The sequence below is a fragment of the Cupriavidus basilensis genome, assembly GCF_029335485.1.
GTDB lineage: Bacteria > Pseudomonadota > Gammaproteobacteria > Burkholderiales > Burkholderiaceae > Cupriavidus > Cupriavidus basilensis_E.
Genome location: NZ_JARJLM010000083.1, coordinates 1 through 14330 on the forward strand (window position 1 = coordinate 1; position 14330 = coordinate 14330).

Below are 14330 nucleotides of genomic sequence, written 5' to 3' on the forward strand. Positions count from 1 at the left end.
ATACTGAATGTAAATTTATATATGTAGAAACCAATAAAAACCTGAAAAAACAAAGAAACACAAATAGAATTCATTGACATCCCCAGCATGGATCCAGCCAGAAGACGCCGGGATTTTTATGAGAAAATTCCTATTCAGCCCTGAATGGCATGACAGCGCTCCGACGCCAGTTCACGCCCCGGGGCGTCCCTGCCGTCTATCGCTGCTTCTGCAGAAACGGGCTGTAGCCGATCAGGATGGCCGGCGATCGACGGCTGGCGGCTAGTGCCTGCCGGTGCCTCCGTCGCCATCCATGCATTGCGCGCCGCCCTCGGGGGAACGGCCTCTGGCCGGTACCGGCATGCTGGACGGGAAGTACCGATGCTTAACTACGTTTTACGACTTGTAGGATCAGGAGCGAATGAGCCATATTGAAACCCGGCACTTGCGATATTTCATAGCCGCGGCGGAAGAAGGCAGCATCATCGCGGCTTCCCGGGCGCTTAACATCACGCAACCGGCCTTGTCGCGACAGATCCAGGATCTCGAAGGCAGCATCGGGATCCGGCTGTTCGAGCGTCATGCCAAAGGCGTGCAACTGACCGATGCAGGCCTGAGTTTCCTGCAGGATGCAAAGCAATCGCTGCAGGAGCTGCAGAGGGCGCGCGATCGCGCCCATCGCATCGCGCAGGGGCAGACCGGCACGTTCAAGCTCGGCATCATGCCGAGCTACCTGGCCTCGCCGGTCACGCTGGAGATCCTCCAGCACTTTCGGGAGCGGAACCCGGAAATCCTGCTGTCCATCGAGCCGCTGTTGTCATTGCCGCAGGCGCAGGCCATCCGGAGCGAGGAGCTCGATGGCGGCATCATGGCATGGCGTACGCCGGACGATGCCACCCTGAGCGGCATCACCCTGTACCGGGAGACTTTCGTGCTGGCGGTGCCGGCGCAGGCCTCGACGCAGGCAACGCGCCCACGCCGGCTTGCCGACGTCGCCGGCGAACACTTTGTCTGGTTCGACCGGGAAAGGTCCGGCGCGCAGCACAGCCTCCTGATGGCCGCGTGCGCGAGAGCCGGATTTGCGCCGCATGTCGTCCAGATCGGAACCGACACCCCGACCATCCTGGGACTGGTCGCGGCCGGCATGGGGTGTGCACTGGTGCCGGCCAGTGCGCGGCTGCACAGTCCGCCGACCGTGGCGTTCGTTGCGTTGGCCGACCTGGCGGAGGGCGTGGATATCGAGTTTTCGTACCTGGCGGCGCGCCGCTCGCCCCGCATCCAGCGCTTTATCGAATCGGTCCGGCACGTCGCCGGCAGGAAGCCGGGGGTGGCACTCTGATATCGACGCGGCTCGCCCCAGGCCGCTCAGTGGTTCCCGCCCGCCTTGCGTTCCACCGTCTCGTGCTCCTCCACCTTCGGGCTGTTCTGCCAGCCTCCGCCAAGGGCCAGGAAGAGATTGATCTGGTCCATGGCAACCTGGCTGTCCGATGCCGCCAGTGCCGCCTCGGCCCCGGCCAGGGTGCGGTCGGCGTCGAGGCTGGACAGGTATGGCGTGCGGCCGGCCTGGTATAGCAGCCGGTGCTGCCGGGCCACTTCATCTGCATCGTCGCGCGCCACGCGCAAGGACTGGTTGCGCTCCAGCTCCCGCGTATAGGCGCTGAGCGCGCCCTGGGTTTCCTGCAAGGCCTTCAGCACCACGCCGTCGAAGCGGGCCAGCGCCGCGTCGGCGCCGGCTTCCATGGCGTGTATGCGTGGCCGCACGCCATTGGTCGGCAGGTTCCAGGTCAGTAGCGGGCCCATGCCCCAGCGCGCCGTGGGGCCCGTGCCGAGATCGCTCAGGATGCCGCTCAGGCCGGCCGATGCCCCGATGCGGATCGAGGGATAGAGATCGGCGGTGGCGACGCCGATCTTCGCCGTGGCCGAGGCCAGCTCGCGCTCCGCCTGCCGTACGTCGGGCCGCCGCTTCAGCAGCGCGGCGCCGTCCCCCACCGGCAGCGGCTGGCGCAGCCGGGGCTCCTCGCTGCACTCGGTTTCGGCCTCGGGCAGCGCGGCGGGCGGCTTGCCGAGCATGACCGCCAACCGGTACGACGCGCCCTCCTTCTCCGCCTTGAAGCGCGGCAAGGCGGCGCGCAAGGTCTCGGCCTGCGCCCGTGCCCGCAGCATGTCCACAGGCTGCCCGCGGCCGGCGGCCACCATCTTGCCGGCAATCTCCACACCGCGCGCCTGCAGGGCGAGCTGGCGCTCCGCGACTTCCAGTTCGTGCGTGGCGGCACAGCCCTGCACATAGGCGCGCACGGTTTCCGCTGCCACGCTGACACGCGCCATATCGAGCGCGGCCTGGCTGGCCTGGGCGCTGGCCAGGGCGGCCTCGTCGGCGCGCGCCAGCTTGCCGAAAAAGTCCACCAGGTAGGAAACGGAGAAGCCGAAGTCGCCCAGGTTGAAGACCGGCACCTTCTCCTTGAGCAGGAAGCTCTCGCCCGCGACCTGCGCGCGCTCGGCCTTGGCGGAGACCGCCGCCTGCGGCAGGTTCTCCGATTCCACCTCGTGGTAGATCGCGATGGCGCGCCGCAGGTTGGCGGCGGCCACCCGCAGATCGGTATTGGCGGCGAGCGCCTGCCGGACCAGCTTGTCGAGCCTGGCATCGTCGTACAGCCGCCACCAGTCGTCCGGTACCGGCGCCACCGAGATGGCGGCATCCTTCGTGCCGAGCAACGGCCCGTTGGCCTCGGGCGCGCGTGCCACGACCTGCTCCGGCACGTGGTAGTCGGGGCCGACGGTGGTGCAGGCGAACAGCAAGGGCAGGACCGCTGCCATCCATGCCGGCTGCGCAAAGTGGAGCTTGTTCACTGCATCGCCTCCGGCAAGGCGCCCGCCTGGCGCAGGCCGGCAACCTTGCGCGGCTCGCTCACGGACACCGTCGCCGTGCGGCCCGATACCAGTTGCACGGTCGCGGGCACGTCGTCGAGCGCGATCCGCACCGGCACGCGCTGCGCCAGCCGCACCCAGTTGAAGGTGGGGTTCACGTTGGGCAGCAGGTTGGAGCCGTTGCTGCGGTCCCGGTCCTCGATACCGGCGGCGATGCTCTGCACATGGCCGTGCAGCGTGGTGTGCTCGCCCATGATGCGCACGGCAACCGGGCTGCCGATCCGGATGCCATGCAGCTTGGTCTCTTCGAAATATCCCTCGACGTGGAAGGAGTTCGCATCGACCATCGACAGGACCGGCCGGCCCGTGCTGACGTAGTCCCCCAGGCGCGGCAGGCGATCGTTCAGATAGCCGTCCACCGGGCTGACCACGCTGGTGCGCGCGAGGTTGAGCCTTGCCAGGCCGACCGCCGCCTCGGCCTGCGCCAGGGCCGCCTCGCCCTGCTCCACCCTGGCCCGCCCTTCCTCCACGACCTCGGTGGCGACCACCTCGGACAAGGTGCGGTTGCGGGCGGCCTCGCGGCGCGCCTGCGCCAGCGCCGCGCGCTGCGCTGCGGCGCTGGCCTGGGCCTGCTGCAGCGCCAGCCGGAAGCGGTCCTGGTCGATCACGAACAGTACCTGTCCACGCTGCACGCGCTGGTTGTCCTTGACCAGGATCCGGGTCACCAGCCCGGAGACATCGGGCGCGACCTGCACCACGTCGGCGCGCACATGGCCATCGCGCGTCCATGGCGCAACGGTGTAGTAGTCCCACAGATGCTTGGCGACGAACAGGGCGGCCACCGTGGCAAGCAACGTCAGCACTACGGGACCCAGGGAGCGGAATTTGAATTTCATGATTGCAGCCAGCGGGCCAGGGCGACCACGCCGCCCAGCACGAGCAGATAAAGGGCGAGATTGAAAAGCGACCGGTGCCAGACCAGCCGGTAGAAGCCCACGCGGGCCAGCACCGCGCGCATGCCGGCGGTGATGACAAAGGTAAGGAACATCAGGGCCAGCAGGCTGGGCACGAAGACGCCGTAGACGTCGATTTCAGCTGTCAGCATTTGGTGTGGGCAGGCGCCGGGAGTGGCAAAGGCAGCGGGGACGGTACGGACGCCGGCGGCGCGGGCTCGGCAAGCCGCGTCATCGCTGCTGACGCCGGCTCCGCCGGATACAGGGCGACCCGCAGGGCGATCAGCGCGGCCATTGCGCCGCGCGCGCTTTCGCCCACGGCAAGCGCGTCGCCCACGCCGCCCTTGCCATCCGCGTGCGCGGACACGGCCAGGATCGCCTTGTCGATGCGGTCGGCCAGCGCGGCGGGCGGCGCCATCGCATGCCCTGCCTTCAGCCGCGCGCGGAAATGCCCGGCGATCGCGTTCAGCACCCGGGTCACCGCCCGGCGCGCGGCCGGGCTCAGGAGCGTCAGATTGCGCTGCAGCGCGAGCGCGCCAAAGCCGACCTGCAACTCGGCAAAGCCATCGCTGGACATCTTGTCGTCGCTGGCCGCCAGCCGCGGCACCAGCTGGCTGAGCCGGTCCAGCATGCGGCCGCCGAGCTTCGCCTGCCCGGGAGACTCGCGCCGCGTGGCGGCTTGCGCCAGGTCCTTCCAGCTGGCGCGGATCAGGCGGTGCGCGGCCACGCGGGCGCCGAACGGGCGGGTCGTCATGGCCCACAAGGGCGCGAACAGCATGCCGCCGATGCTAGCGAGGCTGGCATTGAAAGTGGCGAGGAAATTGGTGTCGTAGATGCTCTGGACATTGGCGAAGGACGCCGTGTTGACCGACAGCAGCATGGCGATCAGGTTGAAGCCCGGCCGGGATATCAGCATGCCGATGCCCATGTAGGGCAGCGCCAGCATGCCCACCAGGGTTTCGAAGTTATGCGCGTTCGGCACCACCAGGAACAGGTAGAAGGACGAGACGGCGAAGCAAAAGGTGCTCCAGCGCATAAAGGTGTGCGCCACGGGGCGGGGCTCCTCGATGGTGGCAAAGAAACAGCAGGTGATCGACGCCACCGCGACGGCGCCGGCCCCGTCCTCCCATCCCGAGGCGATCCACAGCAGTCCAGCGCAAAACACGGCGAGACTGGTCGAGCAGGCATAGAACAGCAGCATGCCGTGATCGTGGTGGTGCGCCCGCTCGGCCTTCTCCACCCGCGCGCCGCGGTCGCCGGGGCGCACCGGTAGCGCATCGGCGACCGGGGAACCGGCGCCGATGCCGCGCTGCAGGGCATGGCAGTCTTCGCACAGTTCCGCCAGCGTGCGCAGCCGGTCGTTGGCCGTGGCCACCAGCCCGGCGTGCCAGCCCGGCGCCCGCCCGTATTCCGCCCAGGGCCCGGCCGCCGGCTCCAGGGCCGGCGCCGGGCCGTCGAAGCCCGCGCGGATCCACGAGGACATCTCCGCCATATGGCGCGCCAGGTGTTCCGGGATGCCCGCCGCATGCTGCCGCAGCGCCTGCAACAGGCCCGCCAGCGACGACAGCACCGGCAGCAGCATCGTCATCCGCTCGCGCAGGGCACGCGCGTGGCGCAGGGTGTCCGCGCTCTCCGTGTCATAGGAGAGCTGGACGATCAACTGGTCCAGCGCGAGGATATCGGCGGCCAGCCGATGGCGGCTGCCGTGGCGCGTGGCATTGGCGTCAGGGTCGGCCGACAGCATGTCGGTGGCCCAGAGCGCCGCATCCGCCAGCCAGGTGGCGGACCTGGCACGCAGCGCCGGCGCCACCTTGGCGGGAAACACGATGGCGCCCACCATGCCGGCGCACACGATGCCGATCACGATCTCCTCGATGCGCGCGACGGCAATATCGAAGACTTGCGCCGGCGCGGTGACGGCCGGCAGCGCCACGATCGGCAGCGTGTAGGCCGCCAGCAGGAACACATAGCTGCGCGGCGTGCGCTGCAGCAGCGAGAGATAGAGCAAGGCGCCGGTCCACAGCGCAATCGCCCCCATCAGCAATACCGGCGCATTGACCAGCAAGGGCACGGTGACCACGGCGGCGGTCGCGCCGAGCAGCGTGCCCACCACGCGATAGGCCGCCTTGGAGCGGGTCGCGCCCGTCAGCGGGTGCGACACGAGGTAAACGGTTGCCATGGCCCAGTAAGGACGGGGCAAACCCAGCGCAAGCGCGATATAGAGCGCCAGCATCGAGGCGGCAAACGCCTTCAGCGAAAAGAGCCACTGCCGTGCGCTCGGCCAGCTAGCCATGACGCAAACCTGTTGTTGTTTTGATGGGGGCGCTCTATGCGTTCACGCCAGCGCGGCACGCGGGTGAACAGGGGCGATGAATAGGAACGGCCAGGCCGCTCGGCGGGAACCGCGGGCTAGGGATTCCGCCTGGCGGCGGATGCAGCGGGACACAGGCGCATCGCACGGGGGGCGGCGATGGCGTTTGGGCGCGTTTGCGCACGGGCGTTCATTTTGTCTTCCTTGGCTTCCAGGTACGCTTCCGGGCCACATACAAGGCACCCGGCCAGAGCGGGGGGCGGGCCGGCACCGCCGGCCATTGCCCCGCATCGCGTCGGGAACAGCGTGAAAGCAAAGTGTAGCCAACTGGCGGCCATTCCGAACATGATTTAAAATTACAAACCCTATTCGCTTTTTTCATGGCAAAGGAAGTGCCCTGTGCCCATCGATATCCGCGCCCTGCGCTATTTTGTGGAAACCGTGCGCCTGAAGAGCTTCACCCAGGCCGCAACCTCCCTATACGTCACCCAGTCCACCATCAGCAAAATGGTACGCCAGCTGGAAGACGAGGTCGGCCAGCCATTGCTGATCCGCGAAGGCAAGCAGGTGCACCTGACCGACGTGGGCCGCGTGGTGTACGAGCGGGGGCAGGAGGCGCTGGGCGTGGTGCACCGGCTCACGCTGGAAGTGGCCGACCTGTCCTCGCTCGGCCGCGGCCAGCTTACGGTGGGCATTCCGCCGATGGCCAACCTGTTCTTCTCGCCCGCCGTCAGCGCCTTCCGCCAGCGCTATCCCAACCTGGAGCTGAGCCTGGCCGAGCACGGCGGCCATCTGGTGGAACAGCAGGTGGCCAGCGGCGAGCTGGAGGTCGGTGCCACTGTGCTGCCCGGGGATAGCGGCCTGTCCCTTGCCACCCGTGAATTCGCCAAGTACCCGATCTGGGTGGCCGGACCGCGCAAGGCGAGCTGGGCCAAGGGCAAGACCGTCACCCTGGCGGCGCTGCGGGACGAACCCCTGCTGATGCTGACGGAAGACTTTTCGCTGACGCGCAAGCTACGCCAAGCCTTCCTGGACGCCCGTATCGAACCACGCGTGGTGGCGCAAAGCGGGCACTGGGACTTCCTTGCCTCGATGGCGGCCGCCGGCCTGGGCACCACCTTCCTGCCGCAACCGCTACTGGCCAAGCTCCACATCCACGACAAGCTGGCCGTGGCACGCCTGGCCGAGCCAGCCATGGACTGGGCGCTGGCCCATATCTGGTCGCCGGGCCGCTACCTGTCGCATGCGGCGCGCGCCTGGTTGTCAGTGTGCGGGGAAGTGCTGGGGGCCTGAACGAAGGCGCAGCCGCTTCAGGGCTTGGTGCCCGTCAGCCCGCCTGTCAGGTTGCCAAGCAAGCCGCCGACCAGTCCGTTGGCGCCGCCCGCGCTGCCCTGGCTGACGGCACCGGTCACGCCTGCCACCAGGCCGGCGACCGGTGCCAGGGCGCCGCCCGGCGCGCCGTGACCGCTGCCCGCGCCGTTCGCCACCGTGCCGGGGCCACCGCTGAGGAGGTTGGTGACCGGCGCGAGCAAACCAGACCCGCTCCCGGGCGCCAGCCCTCCCGTCAGCCCTCCCGGCAGGCCGCCGAGGAGGCCGGTAACCGGTGCCAGCGGGCCGCCGCCGGCATTCCCGCCGGGCGTGTTGACCACGCCGCCCAGCGCGGCGACCGCCGTGCCGGCGGTCGTGACGATGCCCCCCACGCCGGACACCGCCGGCGCGTTGGTCCGGGTAAGCGCGTTCCCCACCGTGCCCACGGTACCGCCCACTGTGCCGAGCAGGTTGTTGGCCAGCGGTCCCAAGCCGGTCGCCGTGCCAAGGGTCTGCGTTGCACCGGTCAGCGTCGAGGTGAGCGGAACGATCGCCTGGCTGACGGTACCGGTGACCTGCTTCACCGGATCCGTGAGGACTTGCGGCCCCAGGCCGCCAACCAGACCGCCAGCCTGGCTGACCACGGAGCCCACCGGCGCGGTGACGGCCGCTAGCGGACCGGTCCCCAGACCGCCCACTGCCGTGCCCACGCCGCCGATGACAGTGCCGAGCTGATTGATTGCCGACGGCCCGGTGGGGCCGGCGGGGCCTGTCGCTCCGGTGGCGCCTGTCGCGCCCGCGGCACCCGTTGCGCCAGTGGCACCTGTCGCGCCCGCGGCACCTGTTGCGCCAGTGGCACCCGTCGCGCCGGCAGCACCTGTTGCGCCAGTGGCACCCGTCGCTCCCGTGCCCCCGTTTGCTCCAGTAGTGCCTGTGGCTCCCGTGGCACCTGCCGTACCATTTGCGCCGGCGGCACCCGTGTCTCCCTTGGCACCGGAGTTACCTGCCGCGCCTGCGTTTCCGCTGGTGCCCGCGACGCCGGCATTGCCCGTGGCGCCTGTCGCCCCCATGGCACCGTCGGATCCGTTGGCGCAGCCGCCAAGCACCACCAGGGCGCCTAATGTGAAACCAAGGAAAAGCTGCTGATTGCGCACTGTCATACCTCTCATGTGATTGCGGTCATTCTCGGGACACAGCGCAACCGCAATTGTCATGCCCGTTTTTTACAGGGTCTTCGCGCGCACGCGGGGCGGCCGCTCACGCAGCGCGGAAACCCGCACCAGGCCTGACTTCTCGGGAGAGCGGGCGCTTCTCGACGGGTGCTCCTGACAGGCGTCGGCGCCCCTCCCTGTCCGTTACGCGTTACGTAACGTCCGGGCCGGTCCAGGCCCCGCCGGGCACGGGAGCATGGCGCAGGCTTACCTGGAGAACTCCTCGAACACCAGTTGCCGCAGCCACTGGCTGGCTGGCTCGCGGTTGTTCCTGGCGTGCCAGAGCACATTGATCACGATGTCGGGGATCCTCACCGGACATGGCGCTGTTTCCAGCCCAAAGGGCTTCAGGGTGCGCTCCGCGTAGGCCTCCGGCACCACCGCCATCAGGTCCGTGGTCTGCAGGATATGGCCCACGGCCACGAAGTGGGGCACGCGCAGGCGGACCTGGCGCGGCACGCCCGCGCGCTGGATCACTTCATCCACCATGCTGTGCCCCGTGCCCGCCGCCACGATCGCCACATGCTCGGCGCTGCTGAAGGATTTGACGGTCATGCCCTCGCGCGCCAGCGGATGCCCCTTGCGGAAGATGCAGACATAACGCTGCCGGAACAGCCGGCGCTGGAAGAAGCCCGCCTTGAGGTCGGGCATGAAGCCGATGGCCAGGTCCACGCGCCCGCTTTCCATTTCCTCGCGCAGGTTCACCGTATGGTTGCGCACCGTGCTGATGGTCACGCCGGGCGCCACCTTTGACAGCCGCTTCATCAGGTCCGGCAGGAAATAGATCTCCCCGATATCCGTCATGGCGATGGTAAAGCTGCGCGTGCTGGTGGCCGGTTCGAAGGCGGACTGCGCATTGAGCGTGTTGTGGATGGCGCCGAGCGCGAAGCCGATCGGCTCGGCGAGATTCTCCGCGAACGGCGTGGGCACCATCCCCTTGGCGGTGCGCAGGAACAGCTCGTCGCCAAGCAGCTTGCGCAAGCGGTTGAGTGCGTTGCTGATGGCCGGCTGCGATATGCCGAGCGTCTGGGCCACCGCGGAAACCCGGCGCTGGCGCAGCAGTTCATTGAACACCACCAGCAGGTTCAGGTCGATTTCCCGCAACTCCATCTTGCCTCCTTTTATCACTGGCAGTGATATCACGTATCACTCTCTTTCTATTTATTTATTCTACCAGCGGCTCCAACATACCAGCCACAGTCAAACAAGATCTGGAGACCATGCGCCATGGAAGTATCCGTCCACCCGCTGGAGCGAACGCTCCACGCGCATGCCGGCGATAACCTGCTGGACGTGCTGCGGGCCAACCAGGTGCCCATTTCCTATAGCTGCATGGCCGGACGATGCGGCACCTGCAGATGCAAGGTGGTTGCCGGCCAGGCGCTGGTTGCCGGCCCCGAGGATTCCCGTGCGCCCATGACCGCGGGGCAGTCGGTGCTGGCATGCCAGACCACCCTGGTCGAAAGCTGTGCGATCGAAATCCCGGAGCTCGACGAAGTGGTGGTACATCCGGCGAAGACCCTCAAGGGCACGGTGATCGGCCTGGAGGACCTGACGCACGACATCAAGCGGATTCGCGTGGGCATCCCCAAGCCGCTCGAATTCTCGCCCGGACAGTACGCCACGCTGCAGTTCACGCCGCGCCATGTCCGCCCTTACTCGATGGCGGTGGCGCAAGGCGCGGACGAACTGGAATTCCACGTCCGGCTGGTGCCGGATGGCCGCGTCACCTCGTATGTCGCGTCGGAGCTCAAGCTCGGCGCTGCCATCCGCGTCAGCGGCCCGCTGGGCACCGCGTATCTGCGGCGCAAGTTCGACGGCCCGGTGGTCTGCATCGCCGGCGGCACCGGCCTGGCCCCGATCCTGTCGATCCTGCGCGGCATGGTGGACGCCGGCATGCGCAATCCGGTGCATGTGTATTTCGGCGTGCGCACGCATGCCGACGTCTATGGCCTGGCATGGCTGCGCGAGCTGCAGTCGCGCCATGCGGCGATGCAGGTGCACGTCGTGGTGGCATCGGCCAGCGACGGCAACGGCTTCCGGGGCGGCGTGGTGACCAAGGCGGTGGCCGACGACTGGGAGCAACTGCGCGGCTGGCGCGCCTATGTGGCGGGCGCCCCGGTCATGGTCGATGCCGCTTCCATCCTGCTCAGGCAGAAAGGCATCGATCCCGAACACATCCATGCCGACGCATTCCATGCCAGCGGCGTGTAATGCAGGTAAGCCACCCACCACAAACATCGCGGAGACAAAACATGCGCGAGCAAGCCATCGCATTCCGGAAACGGGAATGGAAGGACGAGGGATCCAGCCGGATTCCCTTCTGGGCCTATACCGACGAGGACATCTACCGCCAGGAGCTGGAGCGCTTCTTCTACTCGGGACACTGGTGCTACATCGGCCTGGAGGCGGAAATCCCCAACCCGGGCGACTTCAAGCGCACCGTGGTGGGAGAGCGCTCCGTGATTGCCAGCCGCGCGGCGGACGGCGATATCCATGTGGTGGAAAATGTCTGCGCGCACCGCGGCGTGCAGTTCTGCCGCGAGCGGTCCGGCAACCGCAAGGACTTCACCTGCCCCTATCACCAGTGGAACTACGACCTCAAGGGCAACCTGGTCGGCGTGCCGTTCCGGCGCGGCGTGAAGCTGGACGGCAAGGTCAACGGCGGCATGCCCGCCGATTTCGACCCGAAGGAGCACGGGCTGACCAAGCTGAAGGTGGCGCGCCGCAACGGCGTGGTCTTTGCCTCGTTCGACCACGAGCTGCCCGAGTTGGAGGACTATCTCGGACCGACCATCCTGGCCTACTTCGACCGGGTCTTCGACGGCCGCAAGCTGACCATCCTCGGCTACAGCCGCCAGCAGATCCCGGGCAACTGGAAGCTGATGCAGGAGAACATCAAGGACCCGTACCACCCCGGCCTGCTGCACACGTGGTTCGTCACCTTCGGGCTCTGGCGCGCCGACAACAAGTCCGAACTCAAGATGGACGAGCACTTCCGCCATGCGGCAATGATCTCGACGCGCGGCCAGGGCGGCAAGGGCGAAGTCACCAGCGGCGTGTCGAGCTTCAAGGAACAGATGAGCCTGCACGACGACCGCTTCCTCGACGTGGTGCCGGAAGCCTGGTGGGGGGCGCCCACGGCGGTGATGATGACGCTGTTCCCGAGCGTGATCATCCAGCAGCAGGTCAACTCGGTCTCCACGCGCCATATCCAGCCGGCCGGCCACGGCACCTTCAACTTCGTGTGGACGCACTTCGGCTTCGAGGACGATGATGCCGACATGACCCGGCGCCGCCTGCGCCAGGCCAACCTGTTCGGTCCGGCCGGCTTCGTCTCGGCGGACGACGGCGAGGTGATCGAGTTTTCCCAGCAAGGCTTCGAGCAAAAGCCATTCCACCGGACGGTGGCGGAACTGGGCGGGCGCGAGATCGGCAACACGGACCATATGGTGACCGAGACGCTGATCCGCGGCATGTACGACTACTGGCGCCGCGTGATGGAGGTCTGAGACATGCTCGACTTTGAAACCTACACGCAATTGCTCGCGCTGTACGCGGACTATGCGGCCGCGCTCGACAACAACGAATGGGAAAAGTGGCCCGATTTCTTCACCGAGGAATGCGTCTACAAGCTCCAGCCGCGCGAGAACCATGAGCACGGCTTCCCGCTCGCCACGCTCTCCTTCGAGAGCCGCGGCATGCTCAAGGACCGCATCTACGGCGCCACCGAGACCATCTTCCATGACCCGTACTACCAGCGGCACGTGGTGGGCATCCCGCGCATCCTGAAGGCCGGCCCCGAGCGGATCGAGGCCGAGGCCAGCTACGCCGTCTTTCGCACCAAGCCGGACGGGCTGTCCACCGTGTACAACGTGGGCCGCTATATCGACGTGATCCGGCGCACGGAGGACGGGCTGAAATTCGAGTCGAAGCTATGCGTCTTCGACAGCGAGATGATCGCGAATTCCATCATCTACCCGATCTGATTCATCTACCCGATCTGATTCCTGAACTTGAGGCGAACCATGTCAAAGCAATGGACACAGGTAATTCCCCTGGTGGCAATCCCCAGGGACGATGTCGTGGCGGTCAGCGCGCTCGGCAAGGAGATTGCGCTGTATAGCGTGGGCGACGAGATCTATGCCACGGACAACGCTTGCAGCCATGGCAACGCGCGCTTGTGCGACGGCTTCCTGGACGGGCATGAAATCGAATGCCCGCTGCACCAGGGCAAGTTCGACGTGCGCACCGGGCGGGCGATGTGCGAGCCGCTGACCAGCGACATCCAGGCGTACAGCGTGAAGGTGGAAAACGGAGAGGTCTTCGTGGCACTGTAGGCACCACGGTGCCGGAGCGCCACGCAAAGCGCTCCGGCATAAGCTCCGGCGTAGCAGGCCAACACCCGGATCAGGTCCTTGCCGGCGTCTCCAGCGCGGCGCGCACCACGAAGGTCATGATCACCGCGAACACCAGCATGGCGGCAAGAAAGTACAGGCCGGAGGCAAGCTTGCCCGTGGCGTCCTTGATCAGCCCGATACCGTAAGGGCCGAGGTAACCGCCGAGGTTGGCCAGGGAATTGATCGTCGCAATGCCGACCGCTGCGCTGGCGCCGGTCAGGAACTCGCCCGGCAACGCCCACACCACCGCCTGGATCGAATAGATCGAGAATGCCGTCAGGCAGATAAAGAAGAACTGCAGCGCGGGCGTCTGGCACCAGGCGCTGGCCGCCATCGTGACCGCCGCCATGGCGGAGACCACGATGATGTGCCAGTAGCGCTCGCCCTTGCGGTCGGAATGGCGCGGCACCAGGTACAGGCCGGCCACCGCGAACAGGTAAGGCACCGCCGACAGCAGGCCGGTGGTGGCATCCGTCACGCCGAACTGCTTGATGATGGTGGGCAGCCACAGCGACAGGCCGTAGATGCTGAGCGGGAACGGCAGGAACAGCAGCGACAGCAGCAGCACGCGCTTGTCCTTCAGCGCGCTAAGCGGGTTGCCATGCGACTTGAGCGCGTAGGCCGACCGGTCCGCCGCCAGCTCGCGCTCGATCCAGGCCCGGTCCGCCGGCGCCAGCCAGTGTGCCTGTGCAGGTGACTCGGGCAGCAGGCGCAGCGTGGGCAGGCACAGCAGCACCGCCGGCAGCCCGCTCAGCACGAACAGGGTCTGCCAGTTGGACAGGCCGAACACCCCCGTGGTCGACAACAGCCAGCCCGCGATCGGCCCGGTGACGATCAGCGCGACCGGCTGTGCCAACACCAGCAGGCCGATGATGCGGGCGCGATGCCGCATCGGGAACCACTTGGTCAGGAAGTACAGGATGCCGGGATAGAGGCCGGCCTCCGCGGCGCCAAGCAGGAAGCGCAGCACGTAGAAGCTGGTGGCGCTGTTGATCAGGGCCATCGCCATGGTGATGACGCCCCAGGTGAACAGGATGCGCGCGAACCAGCGGCGCGCGCCGAAACGCTCCAGCGCCAGGTTGCTGGGCACTTCGCAGAGGAAGTAGCCAATAAAGAACAGCCCCGCGCCGAGGCCGTAGGATGCATCGCTGATGCCCACCGCCGCATTCATGTGAAGCTTGGCGAAGCCGACCACCGAGCGGTCGATGTAGGCCACCACGTAGATCAGGGCCAGGAACGGAATCAGCTTGCGGGTCAGCATGCCGATGATGCGGTGCTCCTCGCTGGCGGCGTCGAGCAGCGT

Annotated in this window: 13 protein-coding genes; 6 read left to right on the forward strand and 7 right to left on the reverse strand. The window is 67.2% G+C overall.

From position 1 onward, the window contains the following. The first annotated feature begins 400 nt into the window (after positions 1 to 400). Positions 401 to 1318: a LysR family transcriptional regulator gene (locus P3W85_RS04700; RefSeq protein ID WP_276263906.1), complete on the forward strand. Its 918-nt coding sequence runs from the start codon at positions 401 to 403 to the stop codon at positions 1316 to 1318. Positions 1319 to 1344: 26 nt separating this feature from the next. On the opposite strand, the gene P3W85_RS04705 is transcribed toward P3W85_RS04700, so the two are convergent. The 4 genes from P3W85_RS04705 to P3W85_RS04720 are packed head-to-tail and all read right to left on the reverse strand — an operon-like array spanning position 1345 to position 6090. Beyond that, positions 1345 to 2793 carry an efflux transporter outer membrane subunit gene (locus P3W85_RS04705; RefSeq protein ID WP_276263913.1) on the reverse strand — a complete coding sequence of 483 codons (1449 nt, stop codon included), beginning with the start codon at positions 2791 to 2793 and terminating at the stop codon, positions 1345 to 1347. A 29-nt stretch (positions 2794 to 2822) separates the two neighbouring features. After that, entirely contained in the window at positions 2823 to 3740 is a 918-nt protein-coding gene (locus P3W85_RS04710) for an efflux RND transporter periplasmic adaptor subunit (RefSeq protein ID WP_276263907.1), read from the reverse strand. Next, positions 3737 to 3949, reverse strand: a complete 213-nt coding sequence (locus P3W85_RS04715) for a DUF1656 domain-containing protein (protein WP_430869496.1) — start codon at positions 3947 to 3949, stop codon at positions 3737 to 3739. Before P3W85_RS04715 ends, P3W85_RS04710 begins: the two co-directional genes overlap by 4 nt. Beyond that, the gene (locus P3W85_RS04720) at positions 3943 to 6090 is read right to left on the reverse strand and encodes an FUSC family protein (RefSeq protein ID WP_276263908.1); all 2148 of its coding nucleotides are present in this window, start codon (positions 6088 to 6090) and stop codon (positions 3943 to 3945) included. The genes P3W85_RS04715 and P3W85_RS04720 overlap by 7 nt, the downstream gene beginning before the upstream one ends. A 417-nt stretch (positions 6091 to 6507) precedes the next feature. On the opposite strand from P3W85_RS04720, the gene P3W85_RS04725 reads away from it, so the two are divergent. Then, positions 6508 to 7401: a LysR family transcriptional regulator gene (locus P3W85_RS04725; protein WP_276263909.1), complete on the forward strand. Its 894-nt coding sequence runs from the start codon at positions 6508 to 6510 to the stop codon at positions 7399 to 7401. Positions 7402 to 7418: 17 nt separating this feature from the next. Here the strand turns inward: P3W85_RS04725 and P3W85_RS04730 are convergent, their stop codons facing one another. Together P3W85_RS04730 and P3W85_RS04735 are read right to left on the reverse strand one after the other, a co-directional pair. Continuing rightward, positions 7419 to 8630 (reverse strand): collagen-like triple helix repeat-containing protein, encoded by a 1212-nt coding sequence (locus tag P3W85_RS04730; RefSeq protein WP_346430237.1) that lies wholly within the window; start codon positions 8628 to 8630, stop codon positions 7419 to 7421. A gap of 204 nt (positions 8631 to 8834) precedes the next feature. Beyond that, positions 8835 to 9737, reverse strand: a complete 903-nt coding sequence (locus tag P3W85_RS04735; RefSeq protein WP_276263910.1) for a LysR family transcriptional regulator — start codon at positions 9735 to 9737, stop codon at positions 8835 to 8837. Between the two features lie 117 nt (positions 9738 to 9854). Here P3W85_RS04735 and P3W85_RS04740 point away from each other — a divergent pair, with 117 nt between their 5' ends. From P3W85_RS04740 to P3W85_RS04755, 4 genes are read left to right on the forward strand one after another with little or no spacing between them, the layout of a single operon-like run. Then, positions 9855 to 10841, forward strand: a complete 987-nt coding sequence (locus tag P3W85_RS04740) for a 2Fe-2S iron-sulfur cluster-binding protein (RefSeq protein WP_276263911.1) — start codon at positions 9855 to 9857, stop codon at positions 10839 to 10841. A gap of 41 nt (positions 10842 to 10882) precedes the next feature. Then, the gene (locus tag P3W85_RS04745; RefSeq protein ID WP_276263912.1) at positions 10883 to 12139 is read left to right on the forward strand and encodes an aromatic ring-hydroxylating dioxygenase subunit alpha; all 1257 of its coding nucleotides are present in this window, start codon (positions 10883 to 10885) and stop codon (positions 12137 to 12139) included. Between the two features lie 3 nt (positions 12140 to 12142). Beyond that, a complete protein-coding gene (locus P3W85_RS04750) occupies positions 12143 to 12616 on the forward strand; it encodes a nuclear transport factor 2 family protein (protein WP_017229274.1) in 474 nt (157 codons plus the stop codon). Between the two features lie 39 nt (positions 12617 to 12655). Then, complete coding sequence (locus P3W85_RS04755; RefSeq protein ID WP_035814967.1) at positions 12656 to 12967, forward strand: non-heme iron oxygenase ferredoxin subunit; 312 nt, start codon at positions 12656 to 12658, stop codon at positions 12965 to 12967. Positions 12968 to 13037: 70 nt separating this feature from the next. Here P3W85_RS04755 and P3W85_RS04760 read toward each other — a convergent pair whose 3' ends face one another. Next, positions 13038 to 14327: an MFS transporter gene (locus P3W85_RS04760; protein ID WP_276263916.1), complete on the reverse strand. Its 1290-nt coding sequence runs from the start codon at positions 14325 to 14327 to the stop codon at positions 13038 to 13040. Between the last annotated feature and the right edge of the window lie 3 nt (positions 14328 to 14330).

Bases quoted from the DNA above. Each gene is read 5' to 3' on its own strand.
- P3W85_RS04755 (WP_035814967.1), top strand. From the start codon at position 12,656: ATGTCAAAGCAATGGACACAGGTAATTCCCCTGGTGGCAATCCCCAGG.
- P3W85_RS04745 (WP_276263912.1), top strand. From the start codon at position 10,883: ATGCGCGAGCAAGCCATCGCATTCCGGAAACGGGAATGGAAGGACGAG.
- P3W85_RS04720 (WP_276263908.1), bottom strand. From the start codon at position 6,090: ATGGCTAGCTGGCCGAGCGCACGGCAGTGGCTCTTTTCGCTGAAGGCG.
- P3W85_RS04700 (WP_276263906.1), top strand. From the start codon at position 401: ATGAGCCATATTGAAACCCGGCACTTGCGATATTTCATAGCCGCGGCG.
- P3W85_RS04735 (WP_276263910.1), bottom strand. From the start codon at position 9,737: ATGGAGTTGCGGGAAATCGACCTGAACCTGCTGGTGGTGTTCAATGAA.
- P3W85_RS04740 (WP_276263911.1), top strand. From the start codon at position 9,855: ATGGAAGTATCCGTCCACCCGCTGGAGCGAACGCTCCACGCGCATGCC.
- P3W85_RS04710 (WP_276263907.1), bottom strand. From the start codon at position 3,740: ATGAAATTCAAATTCCGCTCCCTGGGTCCCGTAGTGCTGACGTTGCTT.
- P3W85_RS04750 (WP_017229274.1), top strand. From the start codon at position 12,143: ATGCTCGACTTTGAAACCTACACGCAATTGCTCGCGCTGTACGCGGAC.
- P3W85_RS04705 (WP_276263913.1), bottom strand. From the start codon at position 2,793: ATGGCAGCGGTCCTGCCCTTGCTGTTCGCCTGCACCACCGTCGGCCCC.
- P3W85_RS04715 (WP_430869496.1), bottom strand. From the start codon at position 3,949: ATGCTGACAGCTGAAATCGACGTCTACGGCGTCTTCGTGCCCAGCCTG.
- P3W85_RS04730 (WP_346430237.1), bottom strand. From the start codon at position 8,630: ATGACAATTGCGGTTGCGCTGTGTCCCGAGAATGACCGCAATCACATG.